The following is a 20,493-nucleotide window of genomic DNA, read 5'->3' as shown; positions in this document are numbered from 1 at the left end:
GCGGCGGGCGCACGGACGGTGCCCTGCGACAACTGTACCCAGTTGCCGCTCACTCCTCGACGGAGACGGGGATGTGCTGATAACGGCCGGGTCCCGATGGTGGCGGATCGTCGTCGGGCCCGGGACCGTCCGAGGTCGGACGACCCGGTCCGGACGGGTCGGTCGGCGGCGCGGGAGTGCCGGACCCCCCTTGACCGGAGTCCATTGCATCGGTCATGGCGCGGACGACGGCGAGAAGCGCGACGCTGTGCTCGGCGATCACCGTCAGCAACGGATGCTGTTCGCCGGATACCAACGCAGCCAGGGCACATACCGGGCACCACACCTGCTGACACTTGCCCTCGCCCCCCGAGGCGGCACGGGCGGCGGCCACCCTGACGGCAGGGTCGAGCCGGTCCAGGATCGACTGGGCCAACTGCCGCAGCTCGGGAGTGATGTCGGCGTGGAACTCGCTCACGCGGGCCACACCTCCGGATTCGGTTGAAAGCGCACCGTCAGTTCGCTGCCGCGCAGCTGCGCGTCCACCACGGTGCATCTCCGCAGAACGGACGCCAACCGAACCCGGCGACGCGTGCCTCCAGCGCCGATGATCAGATCGTCGTCGACCCGGCCCAGCGTCAAGGCGCCAGGATCGACCTGCGGCAACTCTAGCCGCATCCGGTACACGGCATCGAGTCCGGATCCGGATTCCCGGTCGACCACCGGCCGCACCGGGCCCGGCGGTGCCGACCCGTGGCGCTGTCTGGCGCTGTCGAGCAGCTCCGCGAGCGCCTTCGGACCGATCGGCTCCCCGGCGAGGTGCGGGACGAGCACCAGTGTGACGTCGCCGATCGTGGCGTCCAGTTCGTCGAGGACGAGGCGCTGCTCCGCGATTCGCTCCGCGTACCAGTCGAATGCCGGATGCTCGGGCAGGTTCCGGTATTCGAACGAGTCGTCCTGCACCAGAATCTGATTCACGATGAGTTCGGCGACCGACACCCCCATCAACGCCAACGAGCCCAGCGTGCGGGCCGCCTCAGCGGCCACCACCCGTTCGGCGGTGAGCACCAGGTGCGCGCTGACGCGAGCGGAGTCGGTGAGCAGTTCACCGAGGCGATCGGTGCCCGCGGCGATCCGTTCCAATAGCTCGATGATGCCGACCGACGCTGCGTCAGTCGCCGCCAGGGACAGCCTGCGGTGCCGTGGCCAGGCCCGCTCGAGGTAGAGACCGAAGGTCGCGGGGAGGGTGAGCATGCGCATCGCGTCGGCCGTGGATGCGCAGTCGACGACGACGTGGTCCCACCGACCCGACGCCGCCAGCTCGCCGACCTCGTCGAGGCCGAGCACCTCCTGAATCCCAGGCAACGCCGAAAGCTCCTCTGGGGCAACGTCTCCGAGATCCGACTCAGGGAATCGCGCAGCGAGGACGCCAGCCACCTGCCGCCACCGCTGTTCGAGCAGGGCGAGGGTGTCCAGGGCCAGCGCGTCGAGGAAACCTCCACCGGCATCCGCGTCATCGGCAAGGACCCTCGTCGGGAGGCGCTCACCCGTCGGGACCACGCTGATGCCAAGCACGTCCCCCGTGGAGTGGGCCTGGTCGGTCGACACGACGAGCACTCGCAGGCCGTTGCGCGCATCGCGCACCGCGGTGGCCGTCGCCAGCGTGGACTTGCCAACTCCACCCTTGCCGACGAAGAGGCTGATCCTGGCACTGCCGGCCGCGGAAGATTCGCCCGGATCGCTTCTCTCAGTCAGCCTCGACTCGTTTCTTGAGATCCTTCAGTGCGGTGTCGGTCAGCCTGCGTTCGGCCTTGCGCTTGAGCAGTCCGATCATCGGAATCACCAGGTCGACTGACAACTCATAGGTGACATCGGTGCCAGAACCCTTGGGAGACAATAGATATGCGCCGTCGAGCGCCCGCAGTAGCGAGCTGGAGACCAACGACCACCGCACCGACGCGTGGTCGGCGGGCCAGGTGTAGGCCAACACCATGGTGTCCTTGAGCACGGCTGCGTCAAGCACCAGCCGGGCCTTCTTCGGAAAGCCCTCGTCGTCGGTGTCGAGAACCTCGGTTTCCTTGTACTCGGCGACCCAGTCCGGGTACGAGCCGATGTCGGCGATGACGTCCATCACCGTCGACGGCTCGGCGTCGATGTAGATCGTCTGCGCCGTCTTGTCCGCCACGTAATCACTTCCCCGGGTAGCTCGTGCGCTGCTGGACTCGCGTTCTTTCGCCCAGAAATGTACCCGTACCCACATCATCCCCGTGTCGCTGCGCTCCTGCCCACCGAATCATCCCCGTGTCCCTGCGCTCCTGCCCACCGAATCGGCGGGCGACTCACACCAGTCGGGACACCCCGACCTTGCGCGACTCCTCGAGCCTCTGCTTGAGCTCGAACGCCATGTTCTTGCCTGCCACGCGGCGCTGGTGGTTGGCCTTGGCGAGGTTCATCTTGGCCAGCTCCCAGGCGGCCGCTCCCGAGGGTTCGGCGTGGAGGAAGTAGTGCAGGATCACACCGTCGAAGGACGTCTCAAGCCAGATCTCCATGGTGCCGGTCAGCGTTCCGGCGACGGTCCAGCGGTGCCCCGCGGGGCCACGATCCTCGACCACGGTCAATCGCAGGTCGGGCCACCAACGCCGCCAACTCGCCGGGTCCGCGATCGCGGCGCCGACATCGGCCGGGTCGGCACATACGAACGTCTCGTCCGCGACCTGGATGCTGTTCATCGCCCCACCTTCACACACGCGCCCCCGCCGGTGTTCGGCAGCCGACTAGTCTGGGCGGACAAAGTATCCCTCAACAGGGCCAACCGTGGAGAAAGGGCCAAGATCGTGCGTGAGTTCAGCGTCCCGGCATCGTTCACCGTCGACGAGCACGACACCGTCGTGAGTTCCGTGTTCTCCCACGCCGCCGACGATCCCGACCACGTCATCATCCAACGCCTCGTCGACGGATCGTGGACCGACGTGTCGTGCGCTCAGGTGGCCGACCAAGTACGTTCCACCGCGCTGGGATTGATCGCCGAAGGCGTCCAACCGGGCGACCGGGTGGCGATCCTGTCGGCCACCCGCTATGAGTGGCCCATCATCGACTTCGCGGTGCTGTCCATCGGCGCGGTCACCGTACCGATCTACGAGACCAGCTCGGCCGAGCAGGTGCGGTTCGTCCTTTCGGACTCGGGAGCGGTCGCTGCCTTCGCCGAGACCGACGAGCACGCTTCGAAGATCGAACAGCTCAAGGGTGAATTGCCCGCCCTCCGGCACGTGTACCGCATCGACGGAACGGGTCCGGCCGCACTCGACGAGCTCGCCGAGATCGGCAAGGGCACCGAACCCACCGCGGTCGAGGAGCGGCTCGCGGCCATCGGGTCCGCCGACGTCGCGACGCTCGTCTACACCTCGGGCACCACCGGTCGGCCGAAGGGCTGCCAGCTGACGCATTCGAACCTGCTGCACGAGATGCGGGGCGCCAAGGCCAGTTTCCCGGCCCTGCTGGACAAGGGCGAGAAGCTGCTGGTGTTCCTCCCCCTGGCTCACGTGCTGGCCCGCGCCATCACGATCTGTGCATTCAGCAACAAGGTGACGCTCGGCTTCACCAGCGACGTCAAGAACCTGGTGCCGACGCTGGCCGTGTTCAAGCCGACGCTGGTGGTGTCGGTGCCTCGGGTGTTCGAGAAGGTCTACAACACCGCCGAGCAGAACGCCCACGACGGCGGCAAGGACAAGATCTTCGCGATGGCCGCGAACACCGCGATCGAATGGAGCAAGGCCAAGGAAACCGGTGGGCAGGAGCGAAGCGACACGGGGAAGAAGTCCGGTGGCGCCGGCCTGCTGCTGAACCTGAAGCATGCGGTGTTCGACCGACTCGTCTACGGCAAGCTGCGCGCGGCACTCGGCGGCAACTGCCACGCCGCCATCTCCGGTGGCGCCCCGCTGGGCGCCCGACTCGGGCACTTCTACCGTGGCGTCGGCGTCACCATCTACGAGGGTTACGGGCTCACCGAGACCAGCGCGGCGATCACCGTCAACCGGGTCGACGGCATCAAGGTCGGGTCGGTCGGAAAGTTGTTGCCTGGCAACAGCATGCGCATCGCCGACGACACCGAACTGCTCGTCAAGGGCGGCGTCGTATTCGGTGGCTACTGGCACAATCAGGAGGAAACCAACGCGGTGTTCTCCGACGGCTGGTTCCACACCGGCGACCTCGGGGCCATCGACGACGACGGCTTCCTGACCATCGTCGGCCGCAAGAAGGAGATCATCGTGACCGCAGGCGGCAAGAACGTCGCCCCTGCGCTGCTCGAGGATCGACTGCGTGCGCATCCGCTGATCAGTCAGGCCATGGTGGTCGGCGACGCCCAGCCGTTCATCGCGGCCCTCATCACGATCGACCCCGAGGCGTTCCCGGGTTGGAAACAGCGGAACGGCAAGGAGTCCTCGGCCCCGGTCGGTGACCTCGCCGAGGATCCCGACCTGGTAGCCGAGGTCGACCTGGCCGTCAAGGATGCCAACCAGGCTGTGTCGCATGCCGAGTCGATTCGCAAGTTCCGCATCCTGCCCGTCGACTTCACCGAGGACACCGGCGAGCTCACGCCCACGCTGAAGGTCAAGCGCAAGGTGGTCGCCGAGAAGTTCGCCAGCGATATCGACGCCCTCTTCGCGAAGTCCGAGCACTAGTCAGAACGGCAGTACCTCCGCTGGATGCGGGCGGGACGCCGCGATTTCGCGAAGCACGTATTTCAGCGAGTGGCTTTGCCAAGCACGCACCTGGCAGGAGTGAACTACCTACCATTGCGCTGTGACCGAGGATGCGTTCCCAGATGTGCGGTGGGGTCATGAACCCCCCGCCGCACTCAAGAGACCGATAATCGCCCTCATCGGCACGAAGTTCGGTGCCTCGTGTCTCAGCAAACTCGCCCCGCTCGACCGCCAACTTCTGCGCCGAAGCAATGGTCGTATCACCATTCTCGGCCCGATCGGAGCCCCGCTGCTACTGCTGACCACCACCGGCAAGAAGTCGGGTGAGCGACGGGAGATACCACTGACTTACATGCGAGAAGGCGATCGCCTCTTCCTGGTCGGAAGCAACTACGGACAAGCCAATCACCCCGCATGGTCGTGGAACCTACTCGCCGACGCCAACGCCTGGGTCACGATGGGCGGGCATGAGATCGCCGTGGCCGCAACACAGTTGACGGGCGCCGAGCATGATCGCATCTTCCGGAAGTTCGCCGACTACGCAGCCAACTACGATGCCTACCGAGGCCGAACAGATCGGAAGATACGAGTATTCGAATTGACCAGGCGATAACGCCGTCGAGTTTCGGATGGATTGGCACTAAGGGGTCAGGAGCTCGGAAAGACGCTCCGCCTTAGCGCGCCACTGCCAGTTGTCGACGACCCATTCGCGGCCCGCCCTTCCCATCGCCGCGGCGCGGTCGGGGTCGGCCAGAAGGTCTCCGACGGCGGCGGCGATCGCGCCGACGTCCCAGCCGTCGACCACCCGACCGGTCTCACCGTCGATGACCGTCTCCGGTGCGCCGCCGGAATTGCCCGCGACGACCGGCACGCCCATCGCCGACGCCTCCAGGTAGACGATGCCGAGCCCCTCGACGTCGAGCCCGGAGCCACGGGTCCGGCAGGGCATCGCGAAGACGTCGGCCATCGCGTGGTGGGCAGGCAGCTCGTCGTAGGGCACCCCATCGGTGAAGACCACGTGCTCGGAGACACCGAACCCGTTGGCCAGCTCGTGAAGGTCCTCGCGGTAGGGACCGCCGCCGACGATGACGAGAGTCGCCCCCGAGACGCGCTGACGGATCGCGGGCAGCGCCCGGATCAACATGTCCTGCCCCTTGCGGGGAACCAGTCGTGATACGCACACGACGACCGGTCGGTCGCCAAGTCCGTACCTGGCGCGAAGTTCTGCCCTCGCCACCGAGTTGGGCTCGAACCGGTCCGTGTCGACCCCGGGCGCCAAGAGTTCCAGTGCGGCAGCCGGCCCGAACGCGGCAGCGAACCTGCCGCGCGTGTACTGACTGATGTAGGTCACGACGTCCGTGTCGTTCCCGATGCGGCGCAGTGCCGTTCGCGCCAAGGGCAGCATCGACCAACCGACTTCGTGCCCATGGGTGCTGGCGATCACCCGCTTCGCGCCGGCGTCGCGGGCCAGCGGTGACAGCAGCGCAAGGGGTGCCGCGGCGCCGAACCACACCGTGTCGATGTCACCGCGGGTGATCAGCCGTCGCATCCGCAGCGCCACCGAAGGCTCGGGAATCATCAACGACGTCGGGTGCCGGACGACTTCGAAGGGGGCGTCCGCCCGCCCGGCTTGCTGGTCGTAGTCGCCGTCGCCCCGCCATTTCGGCGCGTACACCGTCAACGTGTGCTTGCCTGCCTTGGCCAGTTCGACGACCAGGCTCTCCAGATATGACTGGATGCCTCCAAGACGCGGCGGAAAGTCATTCGTCACCAACAGGATTCGGGCCATCGGTGCAAACGCTATCCGCTGAGCCAGCTGCGCCACGCCGCAAGGACTTGGGGCGTGTCCGTGCCGAGGGTCGCCCTGATGGCCGTTGCCTGATCGGGATGCCCCGGCCCGCACGCGGTGACGTAGAGCTTCCGCAGCGCCTCGGCACCGTAGCGGCTCGCGACGAACCGGCTGAACCACCACGCCCTGTCGTAGGCCAGTGACCGGACCGCGCCCTCGGTGTCCAGGTCGGCGTCCGTCGGAAGTCGAGCGAGCGACGCGGCGGCCTGCGGTCCCGGCAGCTCGGTCGGCGGCCTGCCGACGAAGTCGGCGACCCCCTCGGTCAGCCACCGCGGCGCGTCGGCGGCCGTCCGACTCCTGGCGGCATAGTGAAAGAGCTCGTGGCGCAGGACGATTCGCAGCGCTGCGTCGCTCATCGAGCTCGCCCCGGGGGCGAAGACGATGCGCTGCGCGGTCGTCGCGGCCGCAATGTCGGGTTCACCGACCCCTAGCGCACGGAATTCCTCGTCGGTGCGGGTGAGCACGACGACGATGTTGCGGGGCCACTCGTCACCCCAGAACGCCGTCACGGCGTCGGCGGCACCGTCGAGTTCGCCCCAGACCCGGCCCTCGAGATCGGCGGTCTGGACGCCCCCGAGCGCCATCAGTGAGACGGTGCGACCGTCACGCAGGACGACCGGGTCGGTCGGCGTCGTCGGTACGTCGAGGGAGACGTGGGTGGCGGTCGGTGGACCCTGTTCCGCGGGCTCCGTGGCGGCGAGTGGTCGTGCCACCAGCACCACGGCGGCAGTCAACTCGGCAAGCAGGAGCAGGCCGACGAACGGCCGCTCAGTAACGACGGACGTTGTGAATCGGCGCATTGTCCATCGGGGCGACCCGCACTGGCGTGCCGTAGGTCGAGGCGTGCACCATCATCCCGTCGCCGATGTAGATGCCGACGTGCGAGGCGTCGGAGTAGTAAGTGATGAGGTCACCCGGCTGCATCTGATCCATCGACACCGGTTGGCCGCCCTGAGCCAGAGCCTGGCTCGAGTGCGGAAGATTGACACCGGCCTGCCCGAACGCCCACATGACTAGACCCGAGCAGTCGAACGCGCTCGGACCTGCTGCGCCCCAGGAATACGGCGAACCGATCCGCGTCAGCGCAGCCTGCACGGCCATCATGCCCTCGCCGTCGGCGGGCGCCGTGACGACGGCACCCTCGGGCGGTGCAAGATCGCCTGGATTGATGCCCCCTGGTGCGGCAGCAAGGACGTCGGGGCCGTCGGCCGGTGGCGGCGCATCTGGCCCTGGCGCGGGAGGCGCGGGCGGAATCGCGGCCAATGCCTCACGCTGCGCCGGAGTCAGGGCCGTGTACTGCGACTTGACGATGGCCATCTGAATTTGCAATTTGCTTTGCTTGGATTGCAAGTCCGCGCGCACTGCCGCAGCCTGCTCGGCAGCAGTCTTGGCATCGGCAGCGGACTTGGCGGACTCCACCTCGGCGCTGTCGGCCAGCACGCTGCTGCTCTTGAAGTTCTGCATCTGCACCGACATCTCGGTGGCCATCACGCGCTGAACTGCGAGTTGGTCGATGAGGCCTTGCGGCGAACTGGCGGTCAGCATCGCGTCGAGACCATCGGTGCGGCCACCCATGTACTGCGCTGCAGCAATTCTGTCGACCGATGTTTGAAACGTTGCCAGCTGAGCCTTCGACGAGTCGACGGCAGCGACATCCGCGGTGTGCTTCTGGTCGGCTGCCTGCTGCGCTGCCAGCTTGTTGTTGAGGTCGAGCTCCGCGCTATGCATGGCCTCGGTGGTCTGCTCGGCCTGACGCGACAGTTCGTTGAGTTTTGCCAACGCGTCGTCGGCGGGATCAGCCTGCGAACTTCCCGCGAGCGCGCCTGCAAAGACCAGCACCCCCGCCAGCGCAGCAACGATCGGTCGCCGAAGACCACGAGTGCTTCGGTGCATAGCGTCAAACCTCAAGATTTCGCGTCCTTCAACTGCCGTGTGAGAGCCGCTCGAACTGCGCTAGGTCTCAGATAGGTTACGAAACGGCATCGGGGTTGTCCAACAGAAGACGCAAATTTAACAGGAGCCACAGGAATATTTCGCTGCCCCGTGACATTGGCCGCCGTTAGGCGACCCCGTCGACGTGCCTCCGGTGAATAGGAACCAACCGTAGCCTAGGCGCCAATCCGGCGTCTGCGAGGACTTCCAGGGCTTGGCGCTCATCGGCCAGCAACGTCTCGGGAACGCCCAATAAAACACTGATGACGCAGTCCTGGCAGCCGTGTCCGCGCACTGCGCAGTCGTCGCAGTCGATGTGCAGGGTCCCGGCGTCGGGCCCTGACGGTTCTGGTAGGTCCGGTCCTGTCTCTGCTCGAGTCATGGCCGCACTCCTCTCATTTCTCTTTCGAGTCATGGCGCACGTTAACGACGACCACCGACAAGCCGGACCACCACCGACACGCGAATCACATCGATGTGAGCAACTGTCGGTCCAGCGGCCTAACGTCCCTGCCATGGGCCAGCTCAGCTTCGGCGACGTCGATACGGCCTTCGGTGAGGATGCGGCCGGGCTGGCGGACGTCGCCTTGCGCGACACGACCTTCGTCATCGTCGACCTCGAGACCACCGGCAGCCGGGCCAGGGGCGACGAGAACGGCCACGGGTTCGACGCCATCACCGAGATCGGCGCGGTCAAGGTGCGCGGCGGCGAGGTACTCGGCGAGCTCGCCACCCTGGTGGATCCCGGTCGCTCGATTCCGCCCCAGATCATCGCGCTGACCGGTATCACCACCGCCATGGTGTGCGACGCCCCGACCATCGACTCGGTTCTCCCCGCCTTCCTCGAATTCTCCCGCGGCGCGGTGCTGGTCGCCCACAACGCAGGCTTCGACGTGGGGTTCCTGCGCGCCGCAGCCGAACGACTGCAGCTTCCGTGGAAGCGTCCCCCGGTGCTCTGCACGGTGAAACTGGCGCGCCGCGTGTTGACCCGCGATGAGGCCCCGAGCGTCCGCCTCTCGGCGCTGGCTCAGCTGTTCGGCGCGAGCACCAGGCCGACGCACCGCGCCCTCGACGACGCGCGCGCCACCGTCGACGTGCTGCACGCGCTCATCGAACGCGTCGGCAACCAGGGCATCCATACCTTCGCCGACCTGCGCTCCTATCTGCCCGACGTGACACCCGCCCAGCGGCGCAACCGGCATCTGGCCACCGCGCTGCCCAAGCGGCCCGGCGTGTACCTGTTCCGTGGCCCCTCGGACGAGGTCCTGTACGTGGGCACCGCCGTCGATCTGAGGCGTCGGGTCGGCCAGTACTTCAACGGCGCCGATCCGCGCACCCGGATGAAGGAGATGGCATCGCTGACCACCCGGGTCGACCACGTCGAGTGCGCGCACGAACTCGAGGCGGGCGTCCGCGAACTGAGACTGCTCGCCGCCCACGCTCCGCCGTACAACCGGCGCTCCAAGTTTCCGCATCGGTGGTGGTGGGTGGTGCTGACCGAGGAGGCCTTCCCCAGGTTCTCGGCCGTCCGGGCGCCGAAGCACGACCGTGCGATCGGACCGTTCCGGGCCAGGGCCGACGCCGTCGAGACCGCAGCGCTGCTGGCCCGCTTCACCGGGGTGCGGACGTGCACCACCCGGCTGGCCCGATCGGCGCTCCACGGGCCGTCCTGCCCCGAGGTCGAGCTGTCCCCGTGTCCGGCCGGTCGCGACGTGACGGCCGCCAACTACGCCATCGGCCCAATGCGGGCTGCCGATCTCATCGCGGGAGTCGACGACTCCGCGCTGTCGGCGGCACTCGACCACATCGTGCAGTTGGCGCTGAGCGGCAAGTACGAGACCGCCGCGCGGACCCGCGATCATGCGGCCACCGCAATCGACACCGTTTGGCGGGGCCAACGACTGCACGCGCTGGCCGCGGTCGACGAACTCGTCGCCGCCAGGCCGGACGGGGCCGGGGGGTGGTGGCTCGCGATCGTCAGGAACGGTCAGCTCGCCGCGGCAGGCAACGCGCGCCGCGGGATTCCGCCGATGCCGGTAGTCGACGCGATCAGCACTGCGGCACAAGCGATTTTGACGGAACCGGCGCCGCTCGGCGGGGCCCTCGTCGAGGAGACGGCACTCATCGTGCGATGGCTGACTCAGCCAGGGGTGCGCATCGTGCGCGCCGAGACCGCCAGCGGCATCGGCTACGCCACGCCACTGAGGGCCGCGGGCAGGCACGCCGCATGGGCGGCTACGGCCCGCTCCGCGCGAATGGCCGCCAAGCAGCTCGAGGGGTCAGAGCTTCTGGGTGAACCGCACCCAACGCGCGAGCAACTGCTCCGCCGCCCCCGAGTCGATGGCGTCAGCCGCCCGAGCCAGACCGGCCTCCCACGCAGGTACCCATTTGGCGTCGCTGGATAGTCCGGCGTGAGCCACCATGGCGCCCGCGGCGTTCAGGATCACGGCATCGCGCACGGCTCCCTTGGCGCCACCGAACACTTCCCGGACCGATGCGGCGTTGGCCTCGGCGTCGCCGCCCGTCAACTCGCTCAGCTCGGCACGATCGAAGCCGAAGGCTCCCGGGTCGAACGTCAACCGCTCGACGGTGCCCGCCTGCACGCGCCAAATGGTGCTCGTCGTGGTGGTGGTCAGCTCGTCGAGTCCGTCGTCGCCGTGGACCACCAGCACACTGGAGCCACGTGTCGCGAACACGCCCGCCATCACCTCGGCCAGGTCGCCCCACGCGCATCCGATGAGACCCGCGCGCGGAGCCGCCGGATTGGTCAGCGGCCCAAGAAGATTGAAGACGGTTGGCACGCCGATCTCGCGACGCACGACCGAGGCGTGCCGGTAGGACGGGTGGAACTGCGGGGCGAACGCGAAACCGATGCCCACCTCGGCGACGCACCGCGCCACCTCGTCCGGACCGAGGTCGATGCGCACGCCGAGGGCTTCGAGCGTGTCGGCGCCACCGGACAGCGACGACGCCGCCCGGTTGCCGTGCTTGACGACGGGGATGCCTGCGGCCGCCACCACGATCGAGGCCATCGTGGACAGATTGACCGTGTTGGCGCCGTCACCGCCGGTGCCAACGACGTCGACCGCTGCCGTGCCGATGACGTCGGTCGGCACCCGGTGCGCATGCCGGAGCATGGTGTCGGCGAGTTCCTTCACCTCCGCCGACGTCGGGCCCTTCATCTTCATCGCGATCGCGAATCCGGCGATCTGCGCGGGCGTCGCCACGCCGGTCATGATCTCGTCCATGGCCCACGCCGCCTGTCCGCCAATGAGCGCGCGTCGGGTGGTCAGCCGGCCCAAAACGTGCGGCCAGGTATTCGAATCCTCAGATGTCACGATTTGATTATTACGAATGTCGTGCCCCGGGTGGAGTTCAACAACTACAAAGCGTCATACTTCTTGATGTGACGAGTGCTGTAGGGACCTCCGGAACCGCGATCACCGCTCGCGTGCATTCGCTGAACCGTCCCAACATGGTAAGTGTCGGCACCATTGTGTGGCTTTCCAGTGAACTCATGTTCTTTGCTGGCCTGTTCGCAATGTACTTCACCGCGCGCGCGCAAGCCGCCGGTGATTGGCCGCCGCATCCCACCGAACTGAACCTGGTTCAGGCCGTGCCGGTGACGCTGGTGCTGATCGCATCGTCGTTCACCTGCCAGATGGGCGTCTTCGCCGCCGAGCGCGGTGACGTGTTCGGTCTGCGGCGCTGGTACCTGCTGACGTTCTTCATGGGCGCGTTCTTCGTCGCCGGCCAGGGCTACGAGTACTACCACCTGGTCAGCCACGGGACGACGATCCCCGGCAGCGCCTACGGCTCGGTGTTCTACCTGGCCACCGGGTTCCACGGCCTGCACGTGATCGGCGGTTTGATCGCCTTCATCTTCCTGCTGGCACGCACGCGGATGAGCAAGTTCACCCCGGCGCAGGCCACCGCCGCGATCGTCGTGTCCTATTACTGGCACTTCGTCGACATCGTGTGGATCGCACTGTTCGCCGTCATCTACTTCGTCCGATGAGAAGGGGCTCGATGACCAGCAAGTCTCGCCGTCGACTACGCCGACGTGTGTCGGCAGCGCTGCTGCTGCTGACCGGACTTCTCGTAGCGGGAGGCATCGCGGCCACCCTCACGCCCAAGCCGCAGGTGGCCGTTGCCGACGAGTCGAGCCTGGCGCTGCTGCGCACCGGCAAGCAGCTCTTCGAGACCTCCTGCGTGACGTGCCACGGCGCCAACCTGCAGGGCGTGCCCGACCGCGGCCCCAGCCTCATCGGTACCGGCGAGGCGGCGGTCTACTTCCAGGTCTCCACCGGCCGCATGCCCGCGATGCGCGGTGAGGCTCAGGCCCCGCGCAAGGACCCGATCTTCGACGAGCACCAGATCGATGCGCTTGGCGCCTACGTCCAGGCCAACGGCGGCGGGCCCGCCGTCCCCCGCGACGCGAACGGTGCAGTCGCCCAGAGCGACCTGCTCGGCAGCGACGTCGCACGCGGCGGCGACCTGTTCCGGCTCAACTGCGCGTCGTGCCACAACTTCACCGGCAAGGGCGGTGCCCTGTCCTCGGGCAAGTACGCGCCGCCGCTCGACGAGGCCGAGCCCGCGCAGATCTACACCGCGATGCTGACCGGCCCGCAGAACATGCCGAAGTTCTCCGACCGGCAACTCAGCCCGGAGGAGAAGCACGACATCGTCGCCTACGTCCGTGAGGCCACCAATACGCCCGACCCGGGCGGATACGGCCTCGGCGGCTTCGGCCCCGCGCCAGAAGGCATGGCGGCCTGGATCATTGGGATGGTCGCCGTCATCGGCGCCGCTATGTGGGTGGGATCGCGCGCATGAGCGACAACGTGAAGGGCAGCGACGTTCCGGAGCACAACACCGGCGACCCCGGCTTGCCCGACGAAAAGCAGTTGGCGAACATGACGCGCGAGGAACTCGTCGCGCTCGGCGGCCGGATGGACGGCGTCGAAACCGTCTTCAAGGAGACGCGCTGGCCCATCGAGGGCACCAAGGCCGAGAAGCGGGCCGAACGCACGGTCGCGTACTGGCTGCTGTTCGGCGGCTTCGCCGGACTGGCACTGCTGCTGGTGTTCTTGTTCTGGCCGTGGGAGTACAAGCCATACGGTTCCGCCGGCGAGCTCGTCTACAGCCTGGCCACCCCGCTGTACGGCCTGACGTTCGGACTGTCGATCCTGGCGATCGGCATCGGCGCGGTGCTCTTCCAAAAGAAGTTCATCCCCGAGGAGATCTCGATCCAGGACCGCCACGACGGCAGGTCCCCCGAGATCGAGCGCAAGGCGACGGCCGCCAATCTGATCGACTCGCTGGAGGGCTCGACCATCAAGCGGCGCAAGCTGATTGGCTTGTCGCTCGGCATCGGGCTCGGCGCCTTCGGTCTCGGTACCGCCGTGGCGTTCATCGGCGGCCTCATCAAGAACCCGTGGAAACCCGTCGTCCCCACTGCTGACGGCAAGAAGGCCGTGCTGTGGACCTCGGGTTGGAGCCCGCGTTTCCACGGCGAGACCATCTACCTGGCTCGCGCCACCGGACAACCGGGCAGCTCGCCGTTCGTCAAGATGCGCCCAGAGGACCTCGACGCGGGCGGCATGGAGACCGTCTTCCCGTGGCGGGAATCCGACGGCGACGGCTCCACCTTCGAGTCCCACGAGGCGCTGAACGTGATCGCGATGGGTGTGCGCAACCCCGTGATGCTGATCCGCATCCGTCCCGAGGACATTTCACGGGTGGTCAAGCGCCAGGGCCAGGAGAGCTTCAACTTCGGTGATCTGTTCGCCTTCACCAAGGTGTGCTCGCACCTCGGTTGCCCGTCCTCGCTGTACGAGCAGCAGACCTACCGCATCCTCTGCCCGTGCCACCAGTCGCAGTTCGACGCGCTGCACTTCGCGCGCCCCATCTTCGGCCCGGCGGCACGCGCGTTGGCACAACTTCCGATAACCATCGACAAGGATGGGTATCTGGTGGCAAACGGGGACTACGTCGAACCCGTCGGACCGGCATTCTGGGAGCGAACATCATGAGTCCACAGAGTTCCTCAAAGCTTGCTCAAATGGCAGCCGATCAAGGCGACGCCATCGACTCGCGGTATCACCCGTCGGCGGCGGTACGTCGTCAGCTCAACAAGGTCTTCCCCACCCACTGGTCGTTCCTGCTCGGTGAGATCGCGCTGTACAGCTTCATCGTGCTGCTGCTCACCGGCGTCTACCAACCGCTCAACGGCATCCAGATGTCCCGCGCATACGAGACGACCCTCGACATCTCCTTCGAAGTGCGCGGCGGCCTCTTCGTCCGCCAGGTCCACCACTGGGCCGCACTGCTGTTCGCCGCGTCGATCATGGTCCACCTTGCGCGCATCTTCTTCACCGGCGCGTTCCGCCGCCCCCGCGAGGCCAACTGGGTGATCGGCTCACTGCTGCTCATCCTGGCGATGTTCGAGGGCTACTTCGGCTACTCGCTGCCCGATGACCTTCTCTCCGGCACCGGCCTGCGCGCCGCCTTCTCGTCGATCACCCTCGGCATGCCCCTGATCGGTACCTGGCTGCACTGGGCGCTGTTCGGCGGCGACTTCCCCGGCGACATCATCATCCCGAGGCTCTACGCCCTGCACATTCTGCTGATCCCGGGAATCATCCTGGCGCTCATCGGAGTTCACCTCGCGATGGTGTGGTTCCAGAAGCACACCCAGTTCCCCGGCCCCGGTCGCACCGAACACAACGTCGTCGGTGTGCGCGTCATGCCGGTCTTCGCGGTCAAGTCCGGCGCCTTCTTCGCCATGACGGTCGGCATCCTCGGCCTGATGGGCGGCCTGCTGCAGATCAACCCGATCTGGCAGTTGGGGCCGTACAAGCCGTCCCAGATCTCGGCGGGCAGCCAGCCCGACTTCTACATGATGTGGACCGACGGCCTGGCTCGTATGTGGCCGGCCTGGGAGCTGTACCCGTTCGGGCACACGGTTCCGGCGGCCGTTGCCGTCGCCCTGATCATGGGACTGGTCTTCGTTCTTCTCACGATCTACCCGTTCCTCGAGAAGAAGATGTCCAAGGACGTGGCGCACCACAACCTCTTGCAGCGCCCGCGTGATGCTCCGGTTCGCACCGCGATCGGCGCCATGGCCATCGCGTTCTACATCGTGCTGACGTTCGCCTGCATGAACGACATCATCGCGCTGAAGTTCCACATCTCGCTGAATGCGACGACGTGGATCGGACGCATCGGCATGGTCGTGCTGCCAGCGATCGTCTACTACATCACCTACCGGTGGGCGATCAGCCTGCAGCGCAGTGACCGAGCGGTGCTCGAACACGGCATCGAGACGGGCATCCTGAAGCGTCTGCCGCACGGTGCCTACATCGAGCTACACCAGCCGCTTGGGCCGGTCGACGAGCACGGCCACCCGATTCCACTGGAGTACCAGGGTGCCCCGTTGCCGAAGCGGATGAACAAGCTCGGTTCCGCGGGTGCCCCCGGCACCGGCAGCTTCCTGTACGCGGATCCCGAGGGTGAGCAGGCCGCGCTCGTCGAGGCCGCCCATGCAGCCGAGCACAGGGCGATCACCGCGCTGAAGGAACGGCAGGATTCCAACGGCCAGGGCTCGAACGGCAACGGCTCCAATGGCAACGGATCGAACGGTCACCACTGACCGGACCACGAGGCAGCTGAAGGCCGCCCCGGCTAGTGCCGGGGCGGCTTTCGGTTACTGGAGTGCGGGAGTCTTGAGATGCCGGGGGAAGAACCCGGTGTCGATCCGGCCATCGGTCGGCACCCCGTGATGCCCACCGGGGAAGGCGTGCAGCACCTTGTGCTTCGAGGCGAAGGCGTCGAACAGCTCGAGACCGAAGTCCCGTGGGATCTCCTTCTCATCCCACGGGAGCAGGAACTCGACGGGGTTCGATATTCGCTTCGCCGCCTCGATCAGGGCGTCGTGTGCGACCACACAACCGAAGATCGCCGCGGTTATCCGAGGCTCGACCGCCGTCAGCGATATCCCGATCGCACCGGCAAGCGTCATGCCGGAGTAGCCGATCGGTGCGTGCGCGTCGATCTCGGGCAGGGCCTGCACGGCGTCGATGGTCGCCCGCCATTCGGGGACTGCGCGTTCGGCCACCGATGCGCAGTACTCGGCGAGGATCCGGCCGAACGTCGGCCTGCCGTCGGCTCGAGCCTCGCGGAATTCGGCGACCAAGCGTTGATCCCGAGCGTTTCGCGGCCGGTCGCCGTGTCCAGGCGCGTCGATGGAGGCCACGTGGAAGCCGTGCGTGGTCACCGACGAATGGGCCCTGGCTACGTGAGTCGGGGCCAACTTGTCCATGCCTGCGGGGTGACCGGCCAGGATCAGGGGCGCACCGTCGGACCCGGATTCCGGTGACCAGAGCACACCGGTGACGTCGTCCAGGATGAATGTGCGTTCGACGACACCGTTCGTCGATGTCTCAGAAGTGAAGTGCATGATGTTGCCTTTCGGGAGTGCCGTTGGTCAGGCGCTCCCGGCGACAACTACGTCGATCGCCCAACCGTGAAGTCGATTGGGAGCACCCACAGGGGTACAGCGTCCATGGGTGTCACCTCCTCGCGTGCTGTCACGGTCCTCGGAACACTATCGAGTCGAACACGACCTCGTCCAACCATTTTCGGCTCGCCTGCCGGCTACCTGGATGACTCCAGCACGCCGTGCAATTCGCGAAGGAAGTACCACGGAGCGGCAGTCATGGCCACCGTGATGATGCCTACGACGACGTACACGGACCACGCCGCGGCGTCGTGACCAGACGCCATCAGATAGGTTGCGACGCCGATACCCGTTGCGGCAGCACCCATTGCACCCGCGATCGACGCGGTGCAGCGCAGCCAGATCTGCTCGACCGCAGCCGTCGGGAAACCGACCCGACTCCCGGCCGGCGGCGTCGAATGTCGACGAAGCACCGGAGCACCGAAGGGCTGCAACCGCTGCGCCACCGACGGCGCATCACCACCCGACCGGCTGCCGTCGTCCGGCGCCGTTGGCCGCAGTACGACCCCGGCCGATGCCGTCTGCCTGGCCCTCAGTAGCAAGGGGATCGCACCGATGATCACCGCGGCGGAAACGCCGATCACCGTGTACAGCAACCAAGGGGTGTCGGACTCCCCCGCAGCGACCGAATGCGAACTCGCGAGACCGACGAGGGCCACCACGGCCGCCACTGCGGCACCCAACGCGGCGAGCCACAGCACGATCGCGGCGATGACGAGAATGCGATCCGTCTGATCCGGCGTGCCCTTGCGGATCTTCGAGGGTGCTACGACCCCACCTCCAGTGTCGTAGGTCATCAGCAGCTCGTTTGCCAGTCGTTGTTCTGCTGCGAGGCGATGGTCTGGCCATCGCTGGTCGTGATCTGGCAGTTCAACTTGCTCAAGCGCAGCAGGCTGGACGCCTGCACCGAACCGAACTCCGACATCGAGATCGGGGTCACCGTCAGTGACCACGGGATGTAGACGTTCTGCTGCGTGCGCTGCCTGCCGGAGGCGTCGGTATAGGTCACCGAGATGCGGTCCAGCGGCGCCTTGGTTCCCGTCACCGAGTACGTGATGAACCGTGGGCCTACAGGCGCGGTGTTGGTCGCGGGCGGAGCCCCAGTCTCGGCGGGCGGTGGGGGCGGCGCTTCGCTCGCCGACGGCGGCGGCGGTGGCGGCTCCTGAGTGACCGTGATCGTCTCCGGCGGCGGAGGAGGCGGCTCCTCGCTGGTGGGCGGGGGCGGCGGCGGGGGTGTCGTCGTCGTGATCTCGTCCTGCACGGGCGGGACCGACGTCGTGGTGCTGTTCCCCGGGGTCGCGAGGGTCTCGCTGTCCGTTCGGGTGACCAAGACGGCTACCGAGACGACCAGGGAGATCGCCGCGACGATGGCGACCACACCGACCACCCAGGGCCATCGTGGTGGAGGCGAGTCATCGTCGGCGGTCGCCGGGTCGTATGCGTCGTAGTCATACAGGGAGGAGTCCGGCGGCACGTACGGCGCGCTGGTGAACTGCTCGGATTCGGGCGCGGAGTATGCGCGCGAGTAGATCTCCGTCTCGCCCGTCTTCGGTGACTCCCGACCCGGTTCATCCGACTTCGGAGAATCCGGCTCAGGGGGATTCGGCCCGCTCATCTACGCCTGTCCTTTTCGACTGCCCATACGGCGCGACGTCAGCGTCGGTGTCGTGACTGGTCGTGCCTCGGCAACCCTACCCAACGGGACGCACCGAGGGCTTGGATGGCACGGTCCGTCAGCCAACTGGACGCTCTATCGTGACCTTGCGCCGTGCGCGGTCAGTGCTTCTCGGCGCCGGTGTAGTACTCGAACACCAACCCGGCGGCCGTCGCCAGCACGAAGCAGACACCCGCGACGATCAACCACGGCAACCACAATGCGACCGCGACCGCGGTGACCGACGCGGCCAGTGCGATCAGCAGCGGCCACCAACTGCCGGGGCTGTAGAAACCCAGCTCCCCTGCGCCGTCGGAGATCTCCGCGTCCTCGTAGTCCTCGGGACGCGTGTCGAGTCGCCTGGCGACGAACCGGAAGAACGTGCCGATGATGAGCGACAGACCGGTGGTGAGGACCAGCGCCGTGGTGCCCGCCCACTCGATGCCGCCCGGGCTGTACAGCGCTGTTAGCGCGCCGTAGCCGACGGCACACAGCGCGAAGAACGCCGTAAGGAATTCGAACAGTCTCGCTTCGATGTGCATGAGGTCTCGTCCCCTACTTGCTCGCCTGCGGAACCTGCTCGCCGCGCCGCGATTCAAACGGATGCGTCGTGACCGCCAGTTCCGGGAGACCCACGGCGCCTAGGGCGTCGGCGTTGGTCCCGTTCGGATGATCGATGCGGTACTGAAGGTAGGCCTTGAAGACGTTCGGTTCCACGACCCGGACTTCGAAGTTCATCATCGAGTGATACGTGCCGCACATCTCGGTGCAGCGGCCGACGAACGGGCCCGTCTCCTGAATCTCGCTGATCTGGAAGACGTTGTCCGAGTTGTTGGCCTTCGGATCTGGCATGACGTCACGCTTGAAGAGGAACTCCGGGACCCAGAAGCCGTGGATCACGTCCGCCGACGCGATCTGGAACTCGATGCGCTTTCCCTTGGGCAGCACCAGGATCGGGATCTCGGTGCTGGAGCCCGTCGTCTCGACCTTGTCGAAGTTCAGGTAGGTGCGGTCCTCGGGGTTCAGTCCCTTGATCGGACCGACCAGTTCTTCACCGTGTGCGTCGACGCCCTCGGGCTTGGACACCATCGCGTTCTTGCGCGCGGCGTCGGCACCGTCATAGGTGAGCGTGCCGTCCTTGAAGTCGATCTTCTGATATCCGAACTTCCAATTCCACTGGAAGGCCGTGACGTCGATGACGACCTCGGGGTTGGGATCCTTGTGCAGCATCTTCTCCTGCACGACCACCGTGAAGTAGAACAGCACCGAAATGATGAGGAACGGCACGACCGTCAACACCAACTCGAGTGGCATGTTGTAGCCGAACTGACGCGGCAGTTCGGTGTCGGTCTTCTTCTTGCGGTGGAACGCACTGGTCCAGAAGATCAGGGCCCACACGATCACACCGACGACCAGCGACGCGATTACGCAGCCGATCCACAATTCACGGTTGAGTTTGCCCTCTGGCGTGATGCCGTTCGGCCAGCCGAGGCCAAGTGCCTCGGACCAGCTGCAGCCACTGAGCAGGAGCGCTGTCCCACCGAGTACTACTGACAACGCCACCACACGGAGCCCGCGAGCGGTCACGTTGGTGCCTCCTAGAAGTGGGTGAAACCAGGCGAATACTACGCAGCGTAGACCACACCTCGGGGTGGGAGCGAAGCGACCGGGGGATGTCACGGAGGGCAGGAGCGAAGCGACCGGGGAATGTCCCGGGTGCCGGTCTCGATACGGCTCTGCGTTCGGCATACTGGCGCAGTGTGCGGACTCCTGGCCTATCTACGCGACCCGTCCGCCGACCCGTCCCCCGAGCTGGCGGACGCGGTCTTCGGAGCCGCTCATCTCATGCGTCACCGCG

At 66.6% G+C, this 20,493-nt stretch carries 20 protein-coding genes and 1 pseudogene; 7 read left to right on the top strand and 14 right to left on the bottom strand.

Features of this window, described 5'->3' with window-relative positions; all coding sequences use genetic code 11:
- Positions 1-49: 49 nt before the first annotated feature.
- The 4 genes from QOD90_RS30365 to QOD90_RS30350 form a co-directional block, all read right to left on the bottom strand.
- A complete protein-coding gene (locus tag QOD90_RS30365) occupies positions 50-457 on the bottom strand; it encodes a hypothetical protein (RefSeq protein ID WP_526356111.1) in 408 nt (135 codons plus the stop codon).
- Positions 454-1,734, bottom strand: coding sequence for an ArsA family ATPase (locus QOD90_RS30360; protein WP_526356129.1), 1,281 nt, complete (start codon positions 1,732-1,734; stop codon positions 454-456). Before QOD90_RS30360 ends, QOD90_RS30365 begins: the two co-directional genes overlap by 4 nt.
- On the bottom strand, positions 1,727-2,164 hold the full coding sequence (locus QOD90_RS30355; RefSeq protein ID WP_526356109.1) for an SRPBCC family protein: 438 nt from the start codon (positions 2,162-2,164) through the stop codon (positions 1,727-1,729). The genes QOD90_RS30360 and QOD90_RS30355 overlap by 8 nt, the downstream gene beginning before the upstream one ends.
- Before the next feature lie 154 nt (positions 2,165-2,318).
- On the bottom strand, positions 2,319-2,708 hold the full coding sequence (locus tag QOD90_RS30350) for a polyketide cyclase / dehydrase and lipid transport (protein ID WP_526356107.1): 390 nt from the start codon (positions 2,706-2,708) through the stop codon (positions 2,319-2,321).
- 105 nt (positions 2,709-2,813) lie between these two features.
- Here QOD90_RS30350 and QOD90_RS30345 point away from each other — a divergent pair, with 105 nt between their 5' ends.
- Together QOD90_RS30345 and QOD90_RS30340 are read left to right on the top strand one after the other, a co-directional pair.
- Positions 2,814-4,658 (top strand): AMP-dependent synthetase/ligase, encoded by a 1,845-nt coding sequence (locus tag QOD90_RS30345; RefSeq protein WP_526356105.1) that lies wholly within the window; start codon positions 2,814-2,816, stop codon positions 4,656-4,658.
- Positions 4,659-4,779: 121 nt separating this feature from the next.
- Complete coding sequence (locus QOD90_RS30340; protein WP_526356103.1) at positions 4,780-5,292, top strand: nitroreductase family deazaflavin-dependent oxidoreductase; 513 nt, start codon at positions 4,780-4,782, stop codon at positions 5,290-5,292.
- A gap of 27 nt (positions 5,293-5,319) precedes the next feature.
- Here the strand turns inward: QOD90_RS30340 and QOD90_RS30335 are convergent, their stop codons facing one another.
- The 4 genes from QOD90_RS30335 to QOD90_RS30320 all read right to left on the bottom strand — a co-directional run bounded on the left by QOD90_RS30335 (position 5,320) and on the right by QOD90_RS30320 (position 8,842).
- Entirely contained in the window at positions 5,320-6,468 is a 1,149-nt protein-coding gene (locus QOD90_RS30335) for a glycosyltransferase family 4 protein (RefSeq protein ID WP_526356101.1), read from the bottom strand.
- Positions 6,469-6,479: 11 nt separating this feature from the next.
- Positions 6,480-7,328 carry a peptidase gene (locus QOD90_RS30330; RefSeq protein ID WP_526356099.1) on the bottom strand — a complete coding sequence of 283 codons (849 nt, stop codon included), beginning with the start codon at positions 7,326-7,328 and terminating at the stop codon, positions 6,480-6,482.
- Positions 7,297-8,436, bottom strand: coding sequence for a peptidoglycan hydrolase RipC (gene ripC, locus QOD90_RS30325; protein WP_526356097.1), 1,140 nt, complete (start codon positions 8,434-8,436; stop codon positions 7,297-7,299). Before ripC ends, QOD90_RS30330 begins: the two co-directional genes overlap by 32 nt.
- Before the next feature lie 151 nt (positions 8,437-8,587).
- Positions 8,588-8,842, bottom strand: coding sequence for a hypothetical protein (locus QOD90_RS30320; RefSeq protein WP_526356095.1), 255 nt, complete (start codon positions 8,840-8,842; stop codon positions 8,588-8,590).
- Here QOD90_RS30320 and QOD90_RS30315 point away from each other — a divergent pair.
- Positions 8,724-10,802 (top strand): annotated as a pseudogene (locus QOD90_RS30315) (DEDD exonuclease domain-containing protein); the annotation flags it as partial. The gene QOD90_RS30320 and the pseudogene QOD90_RS30315 sit on opposite strands and share 119 nt — an antisense overlap.
- Here the strand turns inward: QOD90_RS30315 and trpD are convergent.
- The gene (trpD, locus tag QOD90_RS30310) at positions 10,740-11,816 is read right to left on the bottom strand and encodes an anthranilate phosphoribosyltransferase (protein WP_526356127.1); all 1,077 of its coding nucleotides are present in this window, start codon (positions 11,814-11,816) and stop codon (positions 10,740-10,742) included. The pseudogene QOD90_RS30315 and the gene trpD overlap by 63 nt on opposite strands.
- A gap of 50 nt (positions 11,817-11,866) precedes the next feature.
- Here trpD and ctaE point away from each other — a divergent pair, with 50 nt between their 5' ends.
- Genes ctaE through qcrB form a run of 4 tightly spaced genes read left to right on the top strand, consistent with a single transcriptional unit; the run spans position 11,867 to position 16,114 of the window.
- On the top strand, positions 11,867-12,478 hold the full coding sequence (ctaE, locus tag QOD90_RS30305) for an aa3-type cytochrome oxidase subunit III (protein ID WP_526356093.1): 612 nt from the start codon (positions 11,867-11,869) through the stop codon (positions 12,476-12,478).
- Positions 12,475-13,296: a cytochrome bc1 complex diheme cytochrome c subunit gene (gene qcrC / locus QOD90_RS30300; RefSeq protein ID WP_526356091.1), complete on the top strand. Its 822-nt coding sequence runs from the start codon at positions 12,475-12,477 to the stop codon at positions 13,294-13,296. Before ctaE ends, qcrC begins: the two co-directional genes overlap by 4 nt.
- The gene (gene qcrA / locus QOD90_RS30295; protein ID WP_526356089.1) at positions 13,293-14,495 is read left to right on the top strand and encodes a cytochrome bc1 complex Rieske iron-sulfur subunit; all 1,203 of its coding nucleotides are present in this window, start codon (positions 13,293-13,295) and stop codon (positions 14,493-14,495) included. Before qcrC ends, qcrA begins: the two co-directional genes overlap by 4 nt.
- Complete coding sequence (gene qcrB, locus QOD90_RS30290) at positions 14,492-16,114, top strand: cytochrome bc1 complex cytochrome b subunit (RefSeq protein WP_526356087.1); 1,623 nt, start codon at positions 14,492-14,494, stop codon at positions 16,112-16,114. The genes qcrA and qcrB overlap by 4 nt, the downstream gene beginning before the upstream one ends.
- Positions 16,115-16,168: 54 nt before the next feature.
- On the opposite strand, the gene QOD90_RS30285 is transcribed toward qcrB, so the two are convergent.
- The 5 genes from QOD90_RS30285 to ctaC all read right to left on the bottom strand — a co-directional run bounded on the left by QOD90_RS30285 (position 16,169) and on the right by ctaC (position 20,222).
- Positions 16,169-16,921 carry an alpha/beta hydrolase family protein gene (locus QOD90_RS30285; RefSeq protein ID WP_526356085.1) on the bottom strand — a complete coding sequence of 251 codons (753 nt, stop codon included), beginning with the start codon at positions 16,919-16,921 and terminating at the stop codon, positions 16,169-16,171.
- Between the two features lie 197 nt (positions 16,922-17,118).
- Positions 17,119-17,778, bottom strand: coding sequence for a DUF2561 family protein (locus QOD90_RS30280; protein WP_526356083.1), 660 nt, complete (start codon positions 17,776-17,778; stop codon positions 17,119-17,121).
- Entirely contained in the window at positions 17,778-18,596 is an 819-nt protein-coding gene (locus QOD90_RS30275; protein WP_526356081.1) for an MmpS family transport accessory protein, read from the bottom strand. The genes QOD90_RS30280 and QOD90_RS30275 overlap by 1 nt, the downstream gene beginning before the upstream one ends.
- Before the next feature lie 161 nt (positions 18,597-18,757).
- On the bottom strand, positions 18,758-19,177 hold the full coding sequence (ctaF, locus tag QOD90_RS30270; RefSeq protein WP_526356079.1) for an aa3-type cytochrome oxidase subunit IV: 420 nt from the start codon (positions 19,175-19,177) through the stop codon (positions 18,758-18,760).
- A gap of 13 nt (positions 19,178-19,190) precedes the next feature.
- Entirely contained in the window at positions 19,191-20,222 is a 1,032-nt protein-coding gene (ctaC, locus tag QOD90_RS30265) for an aa3-type cytochrome oxidase subunit II (protein WP_526356077.1), read from the bottom strand.
- Positions 20,223-20,493: the final 271 nt, after the last annotated feature.

This window comes from Mycobacterium sp., from assembly GCF_032161845.1.
In the GTDB taxonomy this organism is placed as follows: domain Bacteria; phylum Actinomycetota; class Actinomycetes; order Mycobacteriales; family Mycobacteriaceae; genus Mycobacterium.
This window is presented reverse-complemented; position numbering and strand designations above follow the sequence as displayed.